Source organism: Enterococcus sp. C65 (assembly GCF_040887165.1).
Taxonomy (GTDB): domain Bacteria; phylum Bacillota; class Bacilli; order Lactobacillales; family Enterococcaceae; genus Enterococcus_B; species Enterococcus_B hirae.
Genome location: NZ_JBFOFG010000003.1, coordinates 293,772 through 314,306, shown reverse-complemented (window position 1 = coordinate 314,306; position 20,535 = coordinate 293,772). Strand labels below are relative to the sequence as shown.

Sequence of the window (20,535 nt, the reverse complement as noted above, 5' to 3'; positions counted from 1 at the left end):
TTTACTCCCCTTTGAACTGACTTAAGAAACGCAAGTCATTTTGATAGAAATTACGAATATCATTGACACCGTAACGTAGCATTGCTACTCGATCTGGGCCAAGGCCAAAAGCAAAACCAGAGTATTTTTCCGGATCGATACCTGACATTTTCAATACATTTGGATGAACCATCCCAGCTCCTAAGATTTCAATCCAACCGGTGTGCTTGCAGACATTACAGCCAGCTCCACCACATTTGAAACAGCTGACATCCACTTCAACAGATGGTTCAGTAAATGGGAAATAACTAGGACGTAGTCGAATCTCACGTTCTTCACCAAACATCTTTTTCATTACGACTTCTAACGTGCCTTTTAAGTCACCCATCGTAATATTTTCATCGATCACTAATCCTTCAATTTGATGGAATTGGTGACTATGAGTAGCATCATCTGTATCACGACGGAATACTTTCCCAGGTGAGATCATTCGAAGTGCACCTTTTGAAAAGTCATGTTTTTCCATCGTACGTGCTTGTACTGGTGAGGTATGCGTACGAATCAAGATCTCTTCTGAAATATAAAAAGTATCTTGCATATCACGAGCTGGGTGGTCTTTTGGTAAGTTCATTCGCTCAAAATTATAATGATCAGACTCCACCTCATACCCTTCAACAATTTGGTAGCCCATTCCGACAAAGATGTCTTCGATTTCTTCCATGATTTGTGTCAAGATGTGGCGGTTTCCTTGTTTGACTTGACGTCCTGGCAAGGTCACATCAATTGTTTCTTTGCTTAAAGCTGTTGCAAGTGCCGCTTCTTCTAACGCTTGCTTTTTACGTTCAATTTCTGCTGTCAACAGATCACGAATCTCATTGGCAAAACTACCAACTTTCGGACGTTCTTCAGGACTTAGATCCTTCATTCCCCGTAAAACTTCGGTGATTGGTCCTTTTTTTCCTAAAGTTTCTACACGAATTTGATTTAATTCTTTTAAATCGTGTGCTGTCGCTATTTTAACGATTGTGGCTTCTTTCAAGCTTTCTAATTGGGCTTGTAGAGACATTCCCTATTTCCTCCTTCAAATTCAAATACAAAAAAGACCTCATTCCTACAAAGGAACGAGGTCTTCGCGTTACCATCCTAATTTACGGTCAAAACCGTACACTTACTTTTTTAACGACATTTGCCGGTCTGAATAAATCAGACGAACTCAGAAAGTGAACTTCATTTTTCAAACTCAGGATCTGCTTACAGTCTATGACAGATCTCCCTGGACTGGTTTAGCCAAACTACTCTTTTTCGTCAGCGTTCTTTAGCTATTCATCTAATGCCAGTTTACAAGATTTCACTTCCAAAATCAACTGCATTCTTCTTCTGTCACCCATTTTTCACTCCAAACCTGTAACTGAACAATGGCCTTTTGAAGATCCGCTCCTTTTTCAGTTAACATATATTCTGAACGGCTGGACTCTTTACATGAGAAGTTTCTGGCGATGATTTTTTCTTTTTCAAGTTCTTTTAATCGTTCAACTAAAACCCGATCACTCACCATAGGTATTTTAGCTGCGAGATCAACAAAGCGTTGCGGACCATTTTCAAGCAATACATCAATAATCAGCCCATTCCATTTTTTACCTAAAATCGAAAAGGTCTTTTCAAATTTAGGACATAAAGTGAACTCTGTCTGTGTTAGCTCCATTTTACTCACCTCTTTGCTAAGAGTATAGCATATTACTTACAAAGTGTAAGTCCTAGTTGCTCAATTATTATTATTTATTAATATTTATTATTTTCTTTGCGCTTAATAAGACAAGAAAGACATCTGTGACAGGCTTTTCTAAAGATTCTGTCAACGCCTGTTGATAGAGATTCAATTGCCCACGATATTTTTGAATGACAGCATCAATCGCTGTTTCATCGTTGCGATCTAAAATGAAATCCGTCTTAAAGTCATATAATTGAATCGTCGTGGATAATTCGATATAACCATCAACGATCCCATGGATCAGCAATTCATCTTCTTCATTTGGGTATTGTTCAAAGACCCGTTCTGCAGGTAACAGCATTGAAAACGGTTGTTCCCGTTTGACATGCGCTTTTTGCTTGATCAATTCTTTTCCTAGCTCGGTTTCAAAAAACCAAAGAATAGCAGAAAAATCAATTTTTTTGGCTACCTTTTGATCCACTAAACGCTTTTTGACTAATTCATCTAGCAATGCTTGGATCGACTCAGTAGTCGGCATTTCTAATGGCAGCAATTGCAATAAATAGTGTGTTGCAGTTCCGATTGCCGCAGCTGAAACCTGTTGCGTTTTTTGTAAGAAACGTGGTTCAGCCAATGTATCTTGCGTATAACGGAATTGGCGGTTTAACCCTCTTGTTTCATTACTTTCCCAGACAAGTTTAGCATCAAGCGTATCATCTGGATCTTCAAATAAACGTTTAATTTCAGAAACTGATTGATAACTTGTGGTTTGTGTCGACTCTTTGAAAGGATAACGATAATCGAGTCGTGCTTTCAAAGCAGGTGATAGTGGTGTTTGATCCACGTCATTATTTTCGGCAGCATCGTTTTCTTGCGCTATTAAACGTTGCCTTTTTTCAAGCAGAGATTGTTGATTCATCCAAGTAATCGCAAATTGGCTATCAGAGTTTTTTAATTCTGAAAGAATGGTTGCTTCGGTAAAATAGTTTTGCATCAATGGGTGACGCATCAAACTAAGACCGATCCAGCTCATCAAGCTGCTATTCCCTTTTAATCGAGTCGTTGGTTCTAAGACTAATTCGGTTTGTTCAGAAGCTTCTGACCAATTCTTCAAGGTATCTTCTTTATTTTTATACGAGCCGATAATAAATAATTTTTGTTCCGCACGGGTCAAACCAACGTAGAGTTTACGCATCTCCTCTGACAATAACTTATTTTGTTTGGCTGATTTGATTGCTTGGTAAGGCAAGGTATCATACAACACCCGAGTATCAGGGTCCATATAACGAATCCCCGCACCTAGTTTTTCTTCAAAAGCATATCGCTTTTTTAAATCTTGCAAATTGAATTGTTTGGTCATATCTAATAAAAAGACAATAGGAAATTCTAAGCCTTTACTTGCATGAATCGTCATGACTCGGACGGCATTATCGGCGGATGAAATCACCGGCTCCGCTAAATCTTTGTCTTTTTCCTGCATCTTTTCGATGAAGCGAACGAATTGATACAACCCTCTAAACGAACTTTGTTCATACGCTTTTGCACGATCAGCCAAGGCATAAAGATTTGCTTGTCTTTGGGCACCGGCTGGTAAACCTGCTACATATTCTAAATAACCGGTTTGTAAATAGATCTCCCACAGCAAGTCAGTGATTGAAGACCGCCGAGCCAGTTCCCGCCACAATTCGAGTTGGTCATTGAAATGGCGCAATTTATCAGCTAATTCATTCTGATTTGCTGTTTGGTAAGCCAGCACCGCATCATAATAGGTATGCGTTCGATCAGCTAAACGGATCTGTGCCAGTTCTGGTTCAATCAGTCCTACGATCGGTGAACGTAAAACGGCTGCCAATGGAATATCTTGATATGGATTATCAATCAATTGTAGCAAAGAAATCATCGTACGTAGTTCAGTAGATTGAAAATAATTTTGGGCATCATTCATTTCTAAAGGAATATCCAATGTTTTAAAGATCTCTAAAATCGTCAGATTATTCTTCTTTGTAGGTGTTAAAAGTACGATATCTTTATATTCGACAGGACGATTCTGTTTCATTTTTTTATCATAGATCAGGAATTTTTCATCAATCAGTTCGCGGATTTTTAAGCCCGTCATAAAAAGTTCGCCTTCTGTTTTGTCCTCTAGATTCTCATCAATTGGAAGGTCGCTGTTTGGCTCTTCTTCTTTTTCGTAAATCAATAGTTCTGGTTCAAAGCGATCGACTTCGGGGAAATCGGGAAATCCTAATCGTAATTGTGCAGCATCATCATAAGCGATTTGTCCCACAACAGGGTCCATTAATTGTTGGAACACTAGATTGGTAAATGACAGGACTTCCTTACGAGAACGAAAGTTTTCTGCCAAAATAATCCGTCTTCCACCGTCAGCTGTTGAAAATGCTTCATACTTTTCAATAAACAAACTAGGATCAGCTAGTCGAAAAGAGTAAATCGACTGTTTAACATCCCCAACCATGAATAAATTGCCGTTTGTTGGATCAGGCTGTCTAAGCCAATAAAGGATAGCTTCTTGCAACTGATTGATATCTTGGTATTCATCGACCATTACTTCTTTGAATTGCTTACGATAAAGCTTTGATGCTTCACTTGGAAGCCATGACTCTTCTGTTTGAGTCGTCAAGATTCGCAAGGCAAGATGTTCTAAATCATTGAAATCTACTACTCCCTTTTCTCTTTTTCGTTGGCTAAAGCCATCCATGAAACGTTTGGTAACACTCGTGAGCTCTTCCACTAGGACAGCAGCTTTTTTCGTCCGTTCGGTCAATTGTTCAGGAGAAATCGGAAAATATGTTTTTCCAATTTTCTGAATGATTTTTTTCGCCTGATCTCTTAAATTTTTAACTTCGGCTGAACGTTCTTTTAGCTCTGCTTTGCGACTGCTTTTAAAAGTAGTAAAAGTCAATGTTTCTAAACCCGTATAGGCTTCCGGCAATTGATCTTGTAATAAGTGATCATAAATGCGTTGGACTTGTTCTTTTTCTCCTGCAACTTGTTCCAACATTTTTTCCAGACCTTCTTCTTGCGCTAATCCAACCATTTCTTCATAAAGTTGCACACTTTGTGCCATATCTGTAAGTAGAAGTGGTCGCAATTGTTCTTGGTACAATGGTGAATGAGCTAATCCATCATCTAAACGATAGTTATCCACTAATTGATCTAACCAACGTTTGGGATCAGGATTCGCTCGCGCAAATTCATAAAGAGAGAAAACCAGATTGGTCAATCCATCATCTGAACGATCATTTGAAAAATTCATTGTTAATTGGAAAAACTCTTCCCGATCTTCGCTATAACAAGCCTCGCGTAATTCATCCCAAACATCTTCTTTCATTAAGATCGTTTCTGTCTCATCCGTTAACATCCGAAAAACTGGATCAATATCGATCAAGTAGTAGAATCGGCGGATAACCGTTAAACAAAAAGCATGTAAAGTAGAAATATTAGCACTCGGCAATAAAATCAGCTGTTTCGTGAAATGTTGTTGGCGTGCCGGATCGCTTTCACTATTGACTGCTTCTTGTAAAGCTTCTTGGATCCGTTCTTTCATTTCTTTCGCTGCCGCTTCTGTAAACGTCACGATCAAAAGTTCATCAATATTGAACCCCATTTTTAGTTTTTCGATTACTCGACGGACAAGCACTGTGGTTTTTCCAGAACCAGCGGAAGCTGATACCAGCAAGTTATCTCCCTGATCAAAAATGGCTTGCCATTGTTCGTCAGTGAATCGTTCGTTTTCTGGTCTCAAAGGAATTTTGGTCATTCTTCCTCACTCCTTTTTTCTATTCTTCGCAGGGCTTCTTCCTTGTTTAATTTTTCTAAACGGTGATAATTGTTTTCTTGCAACATCACATCAAACGTACAAACACTTCTAAAAGGACACATTTGACAAGCAAGCCGCTCCTTGTCTTTGTATGCTGGATTAAGTTTGATCTCCCCTGACGTGATTTTATCCCCTGCTAAACGCATATTCGCACGATTATGCGCCATAAAAAGTTGGAGTTCCTGTTCTGTATAGAATTTTTCTTTACTAAAACTTCCCTTTTGATAGACATCTTTCGCATTTTTCTTGATCGGATAAATCAAAGAGTTCTCTTTTGCTTCCAGTGAATGATCTAATACTTCCAATAACTCAGGTTCATCGACAAAGATGCCGTCATAACTGAATTTTTTCAATGTCTCTTTTTCAATTTCATTTGCTTCAGACAAAATCGGATTATGGACATGTAAATAATAGGAACCAGCTGGTCGAACCAATGCTTTTCCAGTCAATTTGACAGCATCCATCAACGCCACGTCTAGATAGGTCAACAGTTGCATAGCCATCCCGTAGTAAGCTTCGGTAACATCAAAGGAACGTCCACTTGATTTATAATCGACAACACTAAGCCAGGTATCCGCTTGTTCAACAGCAACATCCACACGATCAATCTTCCCACGAACATGTAGTTTCCCTCCATTATTCAGTGGTAATTCCAACCCTGGGATACCTTGAGCGCCCGCAATTTGGCCAAACAATATTTCTGTTTGAAGGGGCTTCATCCCTGTATTTTTACTTTGCTTTTGTAATGCCCAAGCTACTTTTTGGATCGTTTGTCCTAACTGATAACGAATATAGTTCATTCGAGCTGAACTATCTAAAATTTCAAAGCGTAACTCGCCAAAGACGTCTTGCAAGACTTTTTCAGTAAACTCTTTACGTTGTGTATCGGTCATTTCTACTAGCGATATCTGATTTGAAAATAGTAATTTAAAGAAACGATCTAATGATTCATGATAAAAATCACCTGTAGCAGCCGGCGTTAAACCATAGACCATTCGTTCTTTCAGTTTCAAACCAAATTGGACAAAATATTTATATTCACAATTATAGAAATTTTCTAATCTGGAAATAGAGGTATAAATATCTTTACCATAGAGTTCCTCTGCCATCTTTTTAGGTAATGACACCGGGACATTCAGATGTTCTTGACTTTCAAAAATGCGCAACGCAAAATTTCGCCATTGTGATTGCAAGATCTGCTCTCTTAGTTGGCGCCAATACACCGGAACTTTTTTCTTCTCTTCCTTTGCTAAACGATAGATATGATTGATTGTATTGATCCCACTACGATACGTACCGATATAACAACTCGGATCGCTGTCTAAAACCAAATGCTCTTTTCTTTCAGCTGGGATCATCAAGTATTCCATGATTCGTTTCAAATAAGGAGAGATTTTCAACGTGTTTGTATCATAACTTTGAGCGTAACTGAGGTATAGACGCTGAGTGGCTGAAGCAAACACCAAGTAGGCTTGCAATGGTTCAAAAGACAAGTTCTCTTTTGCGGGATCAAATAAAAATTTCTCTTCCGCTAAACGAGCATTCAACGTTTCCCTTTCCTCACTAGAAAGCAAGCCTTTCGTTTCGTGCCGATCAGGAAATACTTGATCATTCAAGCCAATGGCAAACGTGACTTTCGCCTGGTTTGATCGTACCAGTTCCAAGCGGTTGATGCGTACTTGGTCGATTGCTGTAGGAATCTTCCCATAACTTAAATTTTCTAACCCGCTGGTAATGATTTCCTGAAACAAATGCCAGTCAAATTCAGATTCCCCATAAATGAGCGAATACTCGTCCAGTAAATCAATCAACGCCCCCCATGTTTGCTCATGGTTTCGGGCTGCTGCTAAATTACCTCGTTCAATTTCTTGATTTCGCCAAAAAACTAATTGTTGTTGTACGCCACTGTTCACCAAAAAACGATAAAAGACCGTCGCGCCTTCTTGTCCATTTTTACATTTTTTTATCTTGTCAAAAAATGTTGGGACTTTCTCTTTGAAGAAGTGCCGAATATCATTCGAGCGTTTTTCTAATTCTTGAACATCTTCCAGTTGTTCTGCTTCAAAATCGTAAGACACGAACTGCCAATCTTTTTCTCTCGTCCAGTATGAACCTTGATAGTTATAAGCAAGTGCTACATTTTCTGTGACATCTAATTTTGCTCGGAACTGATTTCTTTGCTCACGCCAACTGGTTAAGTCTAGTGTATCATCCGCTTCACAAATGAATAATTCAGTTTTGAAAAAACGCATGATATCATTCAAACGATAGGCATACCGATCTAAAGCGAATAAACTATTGATCCATTCGATCAATGGATGATTCTCCATCAACTGCTCTTCATCAATATAAAAAGGAATCGCCATTTCTTTGAAAACAGGTTGTAGCAAGTTACCATAAAACGCCATATCTTTCGTTAACACTTGAATGTCACGATAGCGATAATTTTCCTCGCTGACCAAACGACGGATCTCCACAGCTAGTTGTCTGACTTCTTCGGTGGCGTTCTCTGCTTCCCAAATTCTCAACGCCTCTTGTTGCCCAACCTTCAGCGGCTGGCTTTTTTTGTTGCTAGAAGTTTCTTCCCACATTTTTTGCAAGTGCATGAGTGCAAGCGGTCTTTCATGTTCTGGGGCAAATTTTTCCACTAAAACCGGCACTCTTCGTTCTTTGGCACTGTTGATCAGTTGGAAATAGAGCTTTCCTGTTTCATGAAACAATGTCAACACTTCAGGCATATCCGTGATATAAGAACGATCAAGAAGCAAATCAATCACTAGCTGTCCCTTTTCCATCATGACCTGTAACAATTGATATTCTTGCGCATTGACTCGAGTGAAACCACTAACGATAAATTTCACCTTAGACATGTCTTGCGTTTGTAAATAATTTGCCAAAATGGTCAAAGCATCTTCAGATTGCAGCGCACGTTGGACCAATTCTTCTTCAAAAGCTGTAAAAATCAATTGAAGATCTTTCATTTTCAACTGTTGATTTTCAGCTTTTACCGTATCCGCAAGTTCTGAAAAGACAAGATCTTCAGGTGAAATATTTCCAATACGTAATTCATTGTGCAATTCTTGCAACTGGCGAATAAACCCTTTTTTATTGATTTCTCCCCGAAAAATCGTTAAATTTTCTTCATTTTTTTCTAGGATCTGTCGCAAGATCATTGCCGAACCAGATTCTGAAAGTTCATTACCAGACAATAACGTTGTTTGCTGCAACAAATACCACGCTAAACGATAAAAACTAAAGACTTGGACATTCGTTGTACTAAATGACGTTTTGCCACTTCTTTGACGCAGCTCTGTCAAGATTTCTTGTTCTTGTTCAAATTTATTATAGTTAGGTACAAGGAAAAATACCTGGTGCATGCTATCTTTTGCTAACCATTCGACTGATTCATCAATCAACGCTGTACGGTGGTCTTTTCGGGCTGTCCCGAGAATAAATTGTAAAGACATTTTCCCTCTCCTTATTCCTTAGATTCATTCCTCATTCATTATACCAAAAACAACTGAACATTTGTTCTTTCTCCTATTTTTTTAGAAATTAATTGTTTGCGCTTATAGAGATTATTTTACCAAATCCTCTCAAAAAAAGTTTAAGACTACTTCTTGCGATTCACATCCATCAATTGCTATCCTTTACTTATTTCTTATACTTATCCATATAAAAAAAGCACCAAAGCTAGTTATTTCCACTAGCTTTGGTGCTTTCTTTTATAACTTCATTTGATTTAATGAATGGAACCCATCAATTTTTTGATTGGTTCTTTGATCATAAACAATACAACTGCTCCGACGATTGCTACGACACCGACAATTCCGAAATAAGCAGATTCAGTACCTGGTGTATAGAAACGCGCGATTTGTGCATTGATCGCTTGTGAAGAAGCATCTGCCAAGAACCAGATAGCAATGGTTTGTGATTCAAAAGCTTTAGGTGCTAATTTTGTTGTCGCAGACAAGCCAACTGGTGATAAGCATAATTCAGCGATTACGACAATGAAGAAGCTGCCGATCAACCACATTGGACTTACTTTACTATCTGTGCCATAAAGCATGCCTGGTAACATCATTAATAAGAAAGATAACCCAGCAAATAATAGTCCTAGTGAAAATTTCACTACTGTTGATGGTTGTCGTTTTCCTAATCTCGTCCACAATGTAACAAATACTGGTGTCAAGACGAAGATGAAAATCGGATTCAATGATTGGTACCAACTAGCTGGAATATTCATACCGAACAATGTTGATTGTGTCCGTTCTTGTGCAAACAGAGCTAAGATGGAAGATCCTTGTTCTTGTAACGACCAGAAAATGATCGCTGCTAAAAATAATGGGATATACGCCCATACTTTTGGTTTTTCCTCTGCTGTAACATTTTTAGCTGTTAACATTTTAACAAAATAGTATAACGGTAAAAGAATACCTAAAACACTAATTGAATTGACAAAGAAATCAATGGTTAAATGCCCAGTGACTTGTGCGCCACCAAAGATTGCTACAATCACAACTAAAGCAATGACTAAGTTACGAATGAATTTTTTACGCTCTGCTGCTGTTAATGGGTTAGGAGCAACTGTTCCTATACCATCCAACGTTTTACGTCCTTGGATCACGTATTGTAACAGTCCAAAGAACATTCCGATTGCAGCTAATGAGAAGCCAAGATGGTAGTTGTATTCTTGTCCGATCGTTCCTACGATGATCGGTGCTAACATCGCACCTAAGTTGATTCCCATATAAAAAATAGAGAAGCCGGCATCTCGTCTTAAATCAGTTTTTGAATAAAGATGTCCAACCATTCCGGAAACATTTGGTTTCAAAAAGGCTGTCCCAAAGATAATCAAAGCCATTGAGACGAATAAAGTGGAAACACCAAATGGCAATGCTAAGACGATATGCCCAAGCATAATAAATATTCCACCGAAGAAAACAGTTCTTTTTGCACCTAGTACCCGGTCTGAAACCCAACCACCGATGATACTAGACATATAAATCAGTGAACCATAAATTGACATAATTGCTAATGCTGTTGCGGTAGGTAATCCAAGTCCACCGTTTGCTACAGTATCGTACATGTAGTAAAGCAACAGCGCACGCATACCATAATAACTAAATCGTTCCCACATCTCTGTGAAGAACAATGTTGACAACCCCTTCGGCTGACCGAAGAAGCCCTTGTCTTGTTGATTTTCCATAATCCATACCCCAATTCTTTAAATTTTCAGAAAATACTATAAATATTCACTGAAAAATTTAACTAAAAAACTTATTTAAGAAATATATACTTATTTTCTATAAAAACGAATAAAATTTAATGGGAAAATGATAATAAAAAATATACAGATATTTAATAATTATATATTGCTATTTTAAAATGATCGATTTTTACTTAGTTTAACAACAATGGAAACGTTAACTAAAATAACCTCTATTATTTTAATATTCATTAAAAAATTTACTTATTTTTTGTGAGCATATTATTTCACTTACTTTTTGTAAGGTGATATACTTCGTTTGTACTCATAAAATATGCAGATCGCAACTAAAGGAGATTTCACCATGACAACATTTACAACAACTTTGCAAAACCGTCGTTCTATCTATGATTTAGGACGTAACGTAACACTATCAAATGAAGAATTAACAGCTTTGATCAAAGAAGCAATCAAAGAAAGTCCAACTGCATTTAATGCACAATCAACACGAGCAGTCATTCTTTTTGGAGATGCTCACGAAAAATTATGGGAAATGACCGAAGAAGCTCTTCGCCCATTGACACCTGCTGAAGCTTTTCCAAATACGCAAAATAAATTAGCTGGCTTCAAAAAAGGCTATGGAACAGTCTTGTTCTTTAAAGATACAGATATCATCAAAAATCTCCAAGAACAATTTACATTATATGCTGACAACTTCCCAGATTGGTCAGAACAATCAAATGGGATTGCTACAGCAAATACATGGGTAGCCTTAACAGAACAAGGTTTAGGAGCTAACTTGCAACATTACAATCCAGTAATTGACGAAGCTGTCGCTAAAGAATGGAACATCCCATCTAATTGGAAACTACGTTCTCAATTAGTGTTTGGCTCACCAGAAACACCAGCTGGAGAAAAAGAATATATGAACGACAAAGATCGTTTCCGTGTATTTAACTAAAACCTCTATGTAATAACCAACTTTTAGCCCAATACTTTAATGGTTGTGAATAGCGTGCTTTAACTTGAACAATAAGTGCACATTTTTAAAATAGCTTTTCAACTCCTTAAAAGTGTCTGCTTATGGTTTAATGTTCACTCTGTGATACCATTTCTGTCTATATTAAACTACTAAAGATAAAGAGCTCGGGGCGAAGGTCGCCCTGAGCTCTTTATCAATTTTCTTTTATCCTACCTTTAACCAGAAGGACTTGTTACATTAATTACATAAAAATCTTAAAATAGTCTATTCATGCGTTCTATTAGACTTGCCTATTAATAAATTCTATCAAATTTCACTAAAAAATTTAGAGATACCTTTAATGATCTTAAAAAATTAGATACTAGAAGAGACTGGGACAAAAGTTGTCTCAGTCTCTTCTAGTATCTCTAAAACGAATAAAATGAGTTTTTGTGTTCCTTGTCAATTTTCGGAAATTCCTTCTTATTTCTTGATACTAAACACTTTTGTCTCAACCTCTTCCTAATGGCTTTGTTACGACTATCATCTTTTTCTATTATTTTGAATGAATTAATTTATAACAAGCATATAAGTTTTTCAACACCCAGGTTTTATTTTCGTAAACGAGATATTTTGCAGCCCACTGAGGCTTGTATTTTTCTTTGTATTTCCTTAACCCTTTGAATGAATACAAATACTGAGTATTATTATAGACGCTGTAAATAAACGTATTCTCTAAATTAATTGTGTTTTTATAAGTAGAAGAGAACGGAGCCATTCCTAAATTGAATTTTTGATAACCTTGTTCCTTAGCCCATAGGATGGAATATAAATAAAGAGCATCCATCATTGCCACTTCTTCGCTGATAGACCAACGGATCAAGTCGACTGAAATGGTCTCATTAGTATAAGTTGGCATCATGGAAACAAAGCCAACAATTTTTTGTTCTTGATTTCTTATAATACCAACTGCTGCACAATTTAAATATTCCTTCTCAAATCGTCCGACAGAAAAAGTCATCTCATTTTTTGACCTTAACCATTGATCAGATACTTCTTTCAATTCTGACAACAGTTCACGATCATGGGATAACTGTGATGTTGGTGAAAATTCCGAAGAAATTGAGCCCAAGCTTTCTGATGACTCTGAAACAATTGTCGGTTCGATGATTTCAAACGTATACCCTAGTTTTTCCATTTGGTTTAATGTTGCTCTAAACCCTCTCTTCTTCTTCCCTGATAGTGAAAACTCAGATAAATCAATGACTGCTTCTTCTCCTAACTTGAAAAATTCGCAATTTAGATCATTATAAAAACTAAGGTACTGTGTGGAAGCTTGATAAAAAACAATTCGTTTGCCTAATTGATTCGCTTTAGACACCAAAGTTTTCAAAAAAGGAAAAATGGCTTCTTGTTTACCAACTGGATCACCTAAAATAAAGAGATAATGGTTATTTTCTTGATAAATCACTGCAACATCTTCCCACCACGCAACTCGGTTTTCCTTTAAAAAACCTAAATGAGCTAAGTGATTTCCACCATTTTGTTCTAAGAAATTTCGATATTCAGCATCATCTAATAGCTTTAAATCAAGCTTTAATGATTTCCTTTTTCTTCTTCGGTGTATAACTGACCAAAGCCCAGAAAGTAAAAGCAATAATAGTGTCGTTCCACTCAGAATAAAGAATGATTGTCTAGGCAATATCGGAAAAATTTCAGTTAGACTATCAAATACATAGAGACACGCTAAAGTCCAAATCAATTTTTCTAAAACACTTTGTTTGATGACTTCGACCTCTAACCATCTCCTATAAAATAGAGTATCTACAAATAATACCGTTGTTAATAAGAGGGCTGTCAAACTTTGGTCTTCCCAAAAAAGATAAAACTGACAAAGTGCTAATAACATCAGTTTGAAACGCAACATTTTCCAAGTATCGATCGCCCCTTTATAAATCCCTACGACATCTGTCAGTAATAAAATGCTCAGACATACGTAAATTGGCGCAATAAAAAAAGCCGACTTCATTCCCATATATGCATATTCAAAAAATAAAATGCATGAATCAAATAAAAATGTTAATGAACAAAATAGAAAAATGGCTGTGCTGAGCGTTCTTCCAATTTGCTTCATCTGTGCTTGCGTAATCGAAAATACTACTGTCGTAAATTCCTTCGTAAGAATCGTAAATTGATTATTGCTGATTTTTTGACTAATCAGCATTTGAACTTCACTCACACTGAACAATAAACCAAACAATAGTGGAATGAAGTAATACGCTAAACGATACAGAATCAGCGCCATCAATACTGCTTCTTTATCTATCTGCAGCTCCTGTGTAGCGCCTAAAAGGAAAATGACATCAAACGCACCAAAACCACCTGGTACCATACTAATAATTCCAGCAATCGTTGCTAAAATAAAAATACTTTCCATATCAACGAATTGAACCTGCAAGTTAAGAAAACGAAACGCGACGTACATCACAATACCAGAAGTGAGATAATCAATCGTTGATACGATCGTGAATTGTAAACCTAACCATCTCGCAGCTGGAAGTGGCGGTTTGATACTAATGTAGCCGATATATAGAGGCAACAAACAAGCACTGACAATTAAACCAATCTTGATCGTATCATTTCCCTCTAATAAATGACTTTCTGGAAAAACATTTAGCAGCACCATTGCAGATAATACGCCCACACCAGAAATAGATGAGATCAATAATAGCGAAATCGCTTTTTTTAGTTGGTTTACTCTGCTTTGGTCAATATAGTTTTTATAGAAATTATAACGTACGCTGGCACCAAAAATTCCACCAAATCCCAAAACTGCATTGAATGAATTGGCAATCCAGCTGATTTTTAATAGTTTTATTTTAGAAATTTTCATCGTCTTCAGTTTTCGGATCAATGCAAAGTCGTAGAGACAAAGAATGAAAATGCCTAAAGCACCTACTAAAAACAAACTGAAAATTTTTAAGATAGATTCATTACTAATTGTTTGTAACACTTTGCTTAACCTAATGGTAGAAAGTTCACTATTTATTTTTAAAACAGAGATCGAAAAAATGAATAGTGAGAATATAATTTTGAAAAAATTGAGTTTCATCCTCTTCATTAAAATTAAAAGTCCTTTCATTATAATAGAGCTAATATATATCAAATTAGTGGAACAATTTTTTTAATGTTATTATAAAAGTGATCGCAACGATTCAAAAATAAATAAACAAACTCTTTCTCATACGAAGAATTATTTTGAAATGCTGTGTAATCTAGCGTCTGCAAGGCAAAGAAAAAAGAGACCGAGCTAATACTTGCCTCAGTCTCTTATTATATATGCGACTCCGAAATAGGTTCATCCCATATATCGCTCACTATCGTTCTTTGTTCTTATTCTAAAGTAACTTACTCTTGATCAGAATCAATCATAATATCAATTTCGGCATCATCATTTAAATGCTGTGCTAAAAAAGTGACCAACTCTTCCATTGATACAGAAAATTTCAGCATGGGTCCACGCCAACCGTTACGAAAGAAATTCATTTTTATGATGGAAGATCCTTCCGGTTGATACAAAACGATTTTATTGATCTCAGAAAAAGGAACACCTTTTTTATCAAAGCTATTTAGAACAAGCCCATCTTCTGTTATACCACGACTATCTAGCAAAAAGCTGATGAAAATTAGCGCTGACAAGACCCCTTTTGCCAATTCATCTGCAGTTGGTTGACTAATCAGCGTAAACCAAAGAACTAAGATAGCCAGAAAAGGCACGACTAAGTAAACCCAGCGATTTCTAACCGTTCGATAGACGATTTCTCGACGTACCAACCATAAAAACAAACACATAACAAAGACAAATAAAAATAATAGTAAAGTAAATATACTAATCATCTAACTACACCTCTTTTCTCTTTCCAAATACTCGAAAAAGAAATAAAAATTACAAGCAAAAGGACATACAGTACCGATTTCGTTACTGTACGTCCAAAATCATTTCTTCTTATTCAAATGTTTCGTATTTTGCAACAACCATACTTGCTTTTTCTTCTAATAACTCTTGATCTTCCATTGCGCATTGAGCAACTTTGACTACGGCACAATTCGTCATTTTTGAAACAACTTCTCCGATAACTGCTTTTGTAAACCCAATCGGTTTACATGAATATTGCTCTCCTAAATTAATCATTTCTTCCGTCATCAAAATCCTCCTAAACTACCAAGCTCTTTTATAAGGTAACTGTTTTTTTCAAACAGTAATTGCTCTTTCAAATAAACATCATCTAAAAACATTTGTTATTTGACCTGCGATTTATTTCGACCTTACTGGCATTATAGCGTACTGTTTTCGTTTTCACAATTAAAAACTATCAATAAATCGAAACATTTTTTTCAATTTAAAAAAAATTATTCGGCTATTGATCCTGTGATTTTTCAGGACTTTTGTCTTCTTATTTTAAATTTGGAAAACAACATGTCAAATTTTTTATTTTATTTTTAAAAAAAAGCATTATAATATGTAAATATCAGAAAAAAGGGGAATTATTATGAAAAGATTCATTGGTAAAAAAATATTATTCTTGGCAGTCCTATTATTCGTTATTTTTTCTGCCACCACTTATTTTCACCATTCACACAATGTTGGAAAGGATACTGAAAAAGTGAGTAGTTATGCTAAAAAACAAGTTTTACTTGATGTCCCCTTGGAAAGCCAATTCACCGAGCCAGCGTTAGGAAATGGCTGTGAAGTTACTTCACTGTCCATGCTGCTTTCTTATTATGGTTACGAGACTTCTAAAAACCAGTTAGCTCAACAATTGAATTACGTTCCTGTTTTTAATGCTGATGGTACACATGGCGATCCTAATGAAGGGTTTGTTGGGGACATCAGCGGTGGAGATTGGGCAATGGGCGTCTATGTCCCGCCTATCGCTTCGTTGGCACAGACAATCGTAAAAACAGATTATCATACTCTTCCAAAAACCGATGCAACAATCAATGACATTAAGAAAGCTTTACAACAAGGAAAGCCTGTGTGGGCCTCCGTTACTTTAGATTTCCAAGTGCCTACTGATACTGATTTTGTTACTTGGCAAACAAACAATGGGCAAGTAAAAGTGACACCATTAAACCATGCCTGTGTAGTTACTGGTTATGACAATGACAATATTTATGTAAATGATCCTTATGGAGAAAAAAATAGACCCGTAGCAATCAAAGATTTTGAGGCAATTTTCACCTCAATGGGTGGTCAAATGTTGACTTTAGAGAAAAGCTAGTATTTTTATAAAAAATACATTATACTCTAGCTAAATATGATGGAAAGGATTGAGGGAAATGGAAAAAATTCATAAAAGAATAGATCCTAATGAAATTCCGATTATTTTCGTTCGTGATGTAAATGGTCATACACCAACCAAAGTTTCCGTCAAGGAATGGACGGATCGCTATAGCCCAGTTTCACTCAATGAGTTACAGATCAAACTTTATCGTCAAGCATTAGCCTATTATTCTGAGAAAGATTATGCAAAAGCGATTGATTTATTGAAATTTTTAATCTCACAAACAAACTATACACATTTTGAATACATCGAACGTTTGGCAACGATCTATCGAATCATCGATGCTCCACTAAAAGAATTTCAGTTACTTTCTAATACATTATCGATTGCCAATTTGATCCCACTTCCATCTGCATTAATCAGAAAGTTAGAAAAACGTATGATCATTGTCAAAGAAAAGTTGGATAAAGCGTGATCACTTGCATTTTTCTTGTGTCATGCTATGATCAAATTGTTTGATTGGGATGTAGCCAAACTGGTAAGGCACTTGACTCTGAATCAAGCAATTGCAGGTTCGAACCCTACCATCCCAATAAAAAAACCAATCAGAAACTGAGTTTCTGATTGGTTTTTTTATATTCTCTTTAAGTTTACATAATAAAATTATATTTATCCAATGATAGCTAATGCTTTTTTAGGTACTTCTTTTTTGTCAACTTCTTCATATGACTCGACGTGAGCGCCCTTATTAATGATCTTTAAATAATGTCCTTCTTTTAAAATAGATAAACCTGTAAATTCAATCGTTCGTTTATGTCCCTTTTGATCGGCAGCTTTTTGGATATAAGTCGCTGTTCCATATGAATTGACTTCATCTGGTTTTTTCGTCTTGACGTATACCTCTCCTTTTGTTACCAACGGATTTAATTGGTCTACCACACCTGCCATCTCATCGTGGGCGTTTTGCGTATAAAACTTCAAGCCAACTAATGCGACTCCTGCAAATAATACCGTTCCAATAACTACTTTTACTACTTTCATTTTTCTACCTCCTATTTTTATTTCATTATATCCATAAAAATAAACGGCATCATCCGCCTCTAGTTGGAGATTTTTCTCCGACTTTGGCACAAAAGCTTTTGCTCACCCTTGTTCTAAATAATGCTCAATATTAAAAAACGCTCAAAACGGCTAAAACCATTTCAAGCGTTTTTTTTAATGATAAAATCATGAGCAACAATTTTGCCATATGATTAATTTCTTGTAATTAATACAGCCTAGTTGGATCATAATGATAAACTACATTCCCGTTCAATAATGCCTTACCTACGACATATTTACGATTCTCTAATTTTAGCCACGCTTCACGAAAAAGCATGACCTCTTCTCTTTTGACCTCAATTTTTTCAATTTTTCCGTCAATCAATTCTTGGATAAGTGCTTCGTATGGATTCATTGTTCTCCTCCGTCACAATCAATACGTAGTAAAAATTGGTTCATGATCTACTTTTGTATCTAGGTCTGTTCTGACATTTACCGTTGTATATAAAACTTTTTCAACAGGTATACTATAATAATTGTCTTCGCTACTGCTGAATTGGTGTACACCTTTTTTCGTCAGAATACCATTGATTTTATTCATCAGTACTCTTTTTTCTACACTATTACTGACCACATAGTAAATCACACGTATATTGTTTACTAAATGTAAATCGACTTCTAACATTACTTGATCCATGAAAATTTCATCCTTTCTTTCGGATCAATTATAGCAAGAAACTTCTTGTTAATCAAAAACCTTTGTATGTCCTTCTTGGTTATCAATTAAAGAAATACTTGCATCATTTGATACAAAATGTTATTTTGTATCAGATATCATTATTATTCTGGGAGGCACTCTCGTGATTGCGATTGGTCAGCTTGTTTTTTACATTCCATTTTTCATCATGCTAAGTATTCTTTTCTATTACATAAATTGGACAAAAAAGAAACTATCTGTTTTACTTGTTTCTCTTCCAAGCATCTATTTTACTTATCAAATCTTTTCTTTCCGCCATTGGGAAATCCCTTCTGTCTTAATTAGACATGTCATTAGTTTAGTTATTTCAGTCATTATACTGATACTTTGGATATTTTATTTATTAAATAAACAAGATTAGTGTGTGTATAGATTGTGAACAATCGAACAAAAAATGAGTGTGAAAAAAGTGAGCAACCACTTTTTCACACTCATTTTTGATCATTCATTTACACCAAAGAAAGATTTGAACCGTTCAAGGATTGATGCTTGTTTTAAATCAATAAACTGTTGGGCAACAGAAAATTTGTCCTCTAGCAATTCTTTATTTGATTCAATCAAAATTTTTGCTTCTTCGTACTTCTTTTCTTTACATAGTTGCTTGACTTCATTCAATACATCACCAGCACTCATCTTTTCACCTACTTCAGTTATTAGGAACCTATTGATATAAAAGGTTGTCTCAATGTTGAATGTTTACGATTCTTTCACACAATGAACTTTCTTCCGCAGCACAAAAGCTATTCTTTTTGATCACTTGACGTGATAAATCGGATCGACTCTTGGTACTCCCGATAGTCTCTACTATAAAGATCTGTTAATCGATCTGGCAAAACGAATCAAGCTGGATGGTACCCATTTACAGTGACAGGAAATCCTTTCTCCTGCAGACTATCACCATCCCAGCGTAAGGCAATCGCTGTTTTGCCTGACCATTTCACTAAAGCAACAGAATAACCTTTTTTCGTCTGCGTACCATCTTCTAAAATTTTGAGGATTTCTATTTTTTCTTTAGGAGCTGTAACCTCTTGTGGACGTACCATTCTTTCCCCTCCTTATTTGACCACTAACACACTGCAGGGCGCATGAGTAACAACATAAGATGCTGTAGAGCCGACTAAAGCTTGTTGGATTGCTCCTTTACCAGTAGCCCCCATGACAATCAAATCGATCGCTTCTTGTTGTGGAAACACCGTCCCAATCAAGTTACGTGGGTCACCCGTTTCAACAATAGCATGGATGTCATTGATCCCATATTCTTTCGCATCATGGATCTTTTTTAACATTTCGACTTCTATCTTCTGTTTTTCTTCTGCATAGATTTTTGAAAATGCGTAGGCGCTATGTGTCAACTCTACTTTATTGATGATCGAAACGATAAATAATTCGGCTTCATTATCTTTCGCTAAATCTAGCGCTTCCAAAAAAGCTTGTTCTGATTGCTTAGACCCATCGACAGCTACCATTATTTTTTGATATCTCTTACTCATGTTATCGCCTCCTTGTTTCTATTATTGTAACATCACATGCTAAATTTAAAAAAAATTACGCTGTTTTCAATTATTTCGTATTTATTTTCAAAAAATGTAGCTTTTTTTTACTTGTTTCTAGTGTTTATTTTTCTCATCAATTGTCCTTGTTAGTGGTTTATTTTAAACGTTTATGACGGTTTTCTCATTGTTTTTCACATTTTATGATAATCTGTTTGTTACAAAAAACGTATCTTTGTTACAAAGTGTCATAGAGCTTTTACC

General features: G+C 36.1%; 17 protein-coding genes, 1 tRNA gene and 1 pseudogene. 5 read left to right on the top strand and 14 right to left on the bottom strand.

Annotated elements, in window-relative coordinates:
• Nucleotide 1: 1 nt before the first annotated feature.
• The 5 genes from pheS to AB3I12_RS05055 all read right to left on the bottom strand — a co-directional run bounded on the left by pheS (nt 2) and on the right by AB3I12_RS05055 (nt 10,737).
• Nucleotides 2–1,045, bottom strand: coding sequence for a phenylalanine--tRNA ligase subunit alpha (gene pheS, locus AB3I12_RS05075; protein ID WP_034699979.1), 1,044 nt, complete (start codon nt 1,043–1,045; stop codon nt 2–4).
• 294 nt (nt 1,046–1,339) lie between these two features.
• Nucleotides 1,340–1,681: a helix-turn-helix domain-containing protein gene (locus AB3I12_RS05070; protein ID WP_010719304.1), complete on the bottom strand. Its 342-nt coding sequence runs from the start codon at nt 1,679–1,681 to the stop codon at nt 1,340–1,342.
• Between the two features lie 70 nt (nt 1,682–1,751).
• The gene (gene addA, locus AB3I12_RS05065) at nt 1,752–5,468 is read right to left on the bottom strand and encodes a helicase-exonuclease AddAB subunit AddA (RefSeq protein ID WP_063627048.1); all 3,717 of its coding nucleotides are present in this window, start codon (nt 5,466–5,468) and stop codon (nt 1,752–1,754) included.
• A complete protein-coding gene (locus AB3I12_RS05060; RefSeq protein WP_063627047.1) occupies nt 5,465–8,995 on the bottom strand; it encodes a PD-(D/E)XK nuclease family protein in 3,531 nt (1,176 codons plus the stop codon). Before AB3I12_RS05060 ends, addA begins: the two co-directional genes overlap by 4 nt.
• Before the next feature lie 275 nt (nt 8,996–9,270).
• Nucleotides 9,271–10,737 carry a peptide MFS transporter gene (locus AB3I12_RS05055; RefSeq protein WP_010719307.1) on the bottom strand — a complete coding sequence of 489 codons (1,467 nt, stop codon included), beginning with the start codon at nt 10,735–10,737 and terminating at the stop codon, nt 9,271–9,273.
• A gap of 364 nt (nt 10,738–11,101) precedes the next feature.
• On the opposite strand from AB3I12_RS05055, the gene AB3I12_RS05050 reads away from it, so the two are divergent.
• Nucleotides 11,102–11,698, top strand: coding sequence for a nitroreductase family protein (locus AB3I12_RS05050; RefSeq protein WP_063627046.1), 597 nt, complete (start codon nt 11,102–11,104; stop codon nt 11,696–11,698).
• A gap of 556 nt (nt 11,699–12,254) precedes the next feature.
• Here the strand turns inward: AB3I12_RS05050 and AB3I12_RS05045 are convergent.
• From AB3I12_RS05045 to AB3I12_RS05035, 3 genes are all read right to left on the bottom strand, one after another.
• Nucleotides 12,255–14,711 carry a phosphatidylglycerol lysyltransferase domain-containing protein gene (locus AB3I12_RS05045; protein WP_063627045.1) on the bottom strand — a complete coding sequence of 819 codons (2,457 nt, stop codon included), beginning with the start codon at nt 14,709–14,711 and terminating at the stop codon, nt 12,255–12,257.
• 395 nt (nt 14,712–15,106) lie between these two features.
• Nucleotides 15,107–15,595, bottom strand: coding sequence for a hypothetical protein (locus AB3I12_RS05040; RefSeq protein WP_010719310.1), 489 nt, complete (start codon nt 15,593–15,595; stop codon nt 15,107–15,109).
• A 109-nt stretch (nt 15,596–15,704) separates the two neighbouring features.
• Nucleotides 15,705–15,902 carry a hypothetical protein gene (locus AB3I12_RS05035; protein WP_010719311.1) on the bottom strand — a complete coding sequence of 66 codons (198 nt, stop codon included), beginning with the start codon at nt 15,900–15,902 and terminating at the stop codon, nt 15,705–15,707.
• A gap of 346 nt (nt 15,903–16,248) precedes the next feature.
• Between AB3I12_RS05035 and AB3I12_RS05030 the strand changes: the two genes are divergently transcribed.
• The 3 genes from AB3I12_RS05030 to AB3I12_RS05020 all read left to right on the top strand — a co-directional run bounded on the left by AB3I12_RS05030 (nt 16,249) and on the right by AB3I12_RS05020 (nt 17,576).
• On the top strand, nt 16,249–16,980 hold the full coding sequence (locus AB3I12_RS05030) for a C39 family peptidase (protein WP_034700662.1): 732 nt from the start codon (nt 16,249–16,251) through the stop codon (nt 16,978–16,980).
• A 58-nt stretch (nt 16,981–17,038) separates the two neighbouring features.
• The gene (locus AB3I12_RS05025; RefSeq protein WP_063627044.1) at nt 17,039–17,458 is read left to right on the top strand and encodes a hypothetical protein; all 420 of its coding nucleotides are present in this window, start codon (nt 17,039–17,041) and stop codon (nt 17,456–17,458) included.
• 45 nt (nt 17,459–17,503) lie between these two features.
• A tRNA-Gln gene (locus AB3I12_RS05020) sits at nt 17,504–17,576 on the top strand.
• Nucleotides 17,577–17,652: 76 nt separating this feature from the next.
• On the opposite strand, the gene AB3I12_RS05015 is transcribed toward AB3I12_RS05020, so the two are convergent.
• The 3 genes from AB3I12_RS05015 to AB3I12_RS05005 all read right to left on the bottom strand — a co-directional run bounded on the left by AB3I12_RS05015 (nt 17,653) and on the right by AB3I12_RS05005 (nt 18,721).
• On the bottom strand, nt 17,653–18,024 hold the full coding sequence (locus AB3I12_RS05015) for a YxeA family protein (RefSeq protein WP_053766359.1): 372 nt from the start codon (nt 18,022–18,024) through the stop codon (nt 17,653–17,655).
• Between the two features lie 226 nt (nt 18,025–18,250).
• Nucleotides 18,251–18,439: a hypothetical protein gene (locus AB3I12_RS05010; protein ID WP_010719315.1), complete on the bottom strand. Its 189-nt coding sequence runs from the start codon at nt 18,437–18,439 to the stop codon at nt 18,251–18,253.
• 18 nt (nt 18,440–18,457) lie between these two features.
• Entirely contained in the window at nt 18,458–18,721 is a 264-nt protein-coding gene (locus AB3I12_RS05005) for a hypothetical protein (RefSeq protein ID WP_010737474.1), read from the bottom strand.
• Nucleotides 18,722–18,884: 163 nt separating this feature from the next.
• Here AB3I12_RS05005 and AB3I12_RS05000 point away from each other — a divergent pair, with 163 nt between their 5' ends.
• Nucleotides 18,885–19,142, top strand: a complete 258-nt coding sequence (locus AB3I12_RS05000) for a hypothetical protein (protein WP_010719317.1) — start codon at nt 18,885–18,887, stop codon at nt 19,140–19,142.
• An 80-nt stretch (nt 19,143–19,222) separates the two neighbouring features.
• Here the strand turns inward: AB3I12_RS05000 and AB3I12_RS04995 are convergent, their stop codons facing one another.
• From AB3I12_RS04995 to AB3I12_RS04985, 3 genes and pseudogenes are all read right to left on the bottom strand, one after another.
• Nucleotides 19,223–19,414 (bottom strand): hypothetical protein, encoded by a 192-nt coding sequence (locus AB3I12_RS04995; protein WP_010719318.1) that lies wholly within the window; start codon nt 19,412–19,414, stop codon nt 19,223–19,225.
• 209 nt (nt 19,415–19,623) lie between these two features.
• Nucleotides 19,624–19,824: pseudogene (locus AB3I12_RS04990) on the bottom strand (hypothetical protein); the annotation flags it as partial.
• A 12-nt stretch (nt 19,825–19,836) separates the two neighbouring features.
• Entirely contained in the window at nt 19,837–20,271 is a 435-nt protein-coding gene (locus AB3I12_RS04985) for a universal stress protein (protein ID WP_010719320.1), read from the bottom strand.
• Nucleotides 20,272–20,535 lie beyond the last annotated feature (264 nt).

Coding starts and splice junctions, on each gene's coding strand:
- pheS (WP_034699979.1), bottom strand. CDS start 1,045: ATGTCTCTACAAGCCCAATTAGAAAGCTTGAAAGAAGCCACAATCGTT.
- AB3I12_RS05070 (WP_010719304.1), bottom strand. CDS start 1,681: ATGGAGCTAACACAGACAGAGTTCACTTTATGTCCTAAATTTGAAAAG.
- addA (WP_063627048.1), bottom strand. CDS start 5,468: ATGACCAAAATTCCTTTGAGACCAGAAAACGAACGATTCACTGACGAA.
- AB3I12_RS05060 (WP_063627047.1), bottom strand. CDS start 8,995: ATGTCTTTACAATTTATTCTCGGGACAGCCCGAAAAGACCACCGTACA.
- AB3I12_RS05055 (WP_010719307.1), bottom strand. CDS start 10,737: ATGGAAAATCAACAAGACAAGGGCTTCTTCGGTCAGCCGAAGGGGTTG.
- AB3I12_RS05050 (WP_063627046.1), top strand. CDS start 11,102: ATGACAACATTTACAACAACTTTGCAAAACCGTCGTTCTATCTATGAT.
- AB3I12_RS05040 (WP_010719310.1), bottom strand. CDS start 15,595: ATGATTAGTATATTTACTTTACTATTATTTTTATTTGTCTTTGTTATG.
- AB3I12_RS05035 (WP_010719311.1), bottom strand. CDS start 15,902: ATGACGGAAGAAATGATTAATTTAGGAGAGCAATATTCATGTAAACCG.
- AB3I12_RS05030 (WP_034700662.1), top strand. CDS start 16,249: ATGAAAAGATTCATTGGTAAAAAAATATTATTCTTGGCAGTCCTATTA.
- AB3I12_RS05025 (WP_063627044.1), top strand. CDS start 17,039: ATGGAAAAAATTCATAAAAGAATAGATCCTAATGAAATTCCGATTATT.
- AB3I12_RS05015 (WP_053766359.1), bottom strand. CDS start 18,024: ATGAAAGTAGTAAAAGTAGTTATTGGAACGGTATTATTTGCAGGAGTC.
- AB3I12_RS05010 (WP_010719315.1), bottom strand. CDS start 18,439: ATGAATCCATACGAAGCACTTATCCAAGAATTGATTGACGGAAAAATT.
- AB3I12_RS05005 (WP_010737474.1), bottom strand. CDS start 18,721: ATGGATCAAGTAATGTTAGAAGTCGATTTACATTTAGTAAACAATATA.
- AB3I12_RS04995 (WP_010719318.1), bottom strand. CDS start 19,414: ATGAGTGCTGGTGATGTATTGAATGAAGTCAAGCAACTATGTAAAGAA.
- AB3I12_RS04985 (WP_010719320.1), bottom strand. CDS start 20,271: ATGAGTAAGAGATATCAAAAAATAATGGTAGCTGTCGATGGGTCTAAG.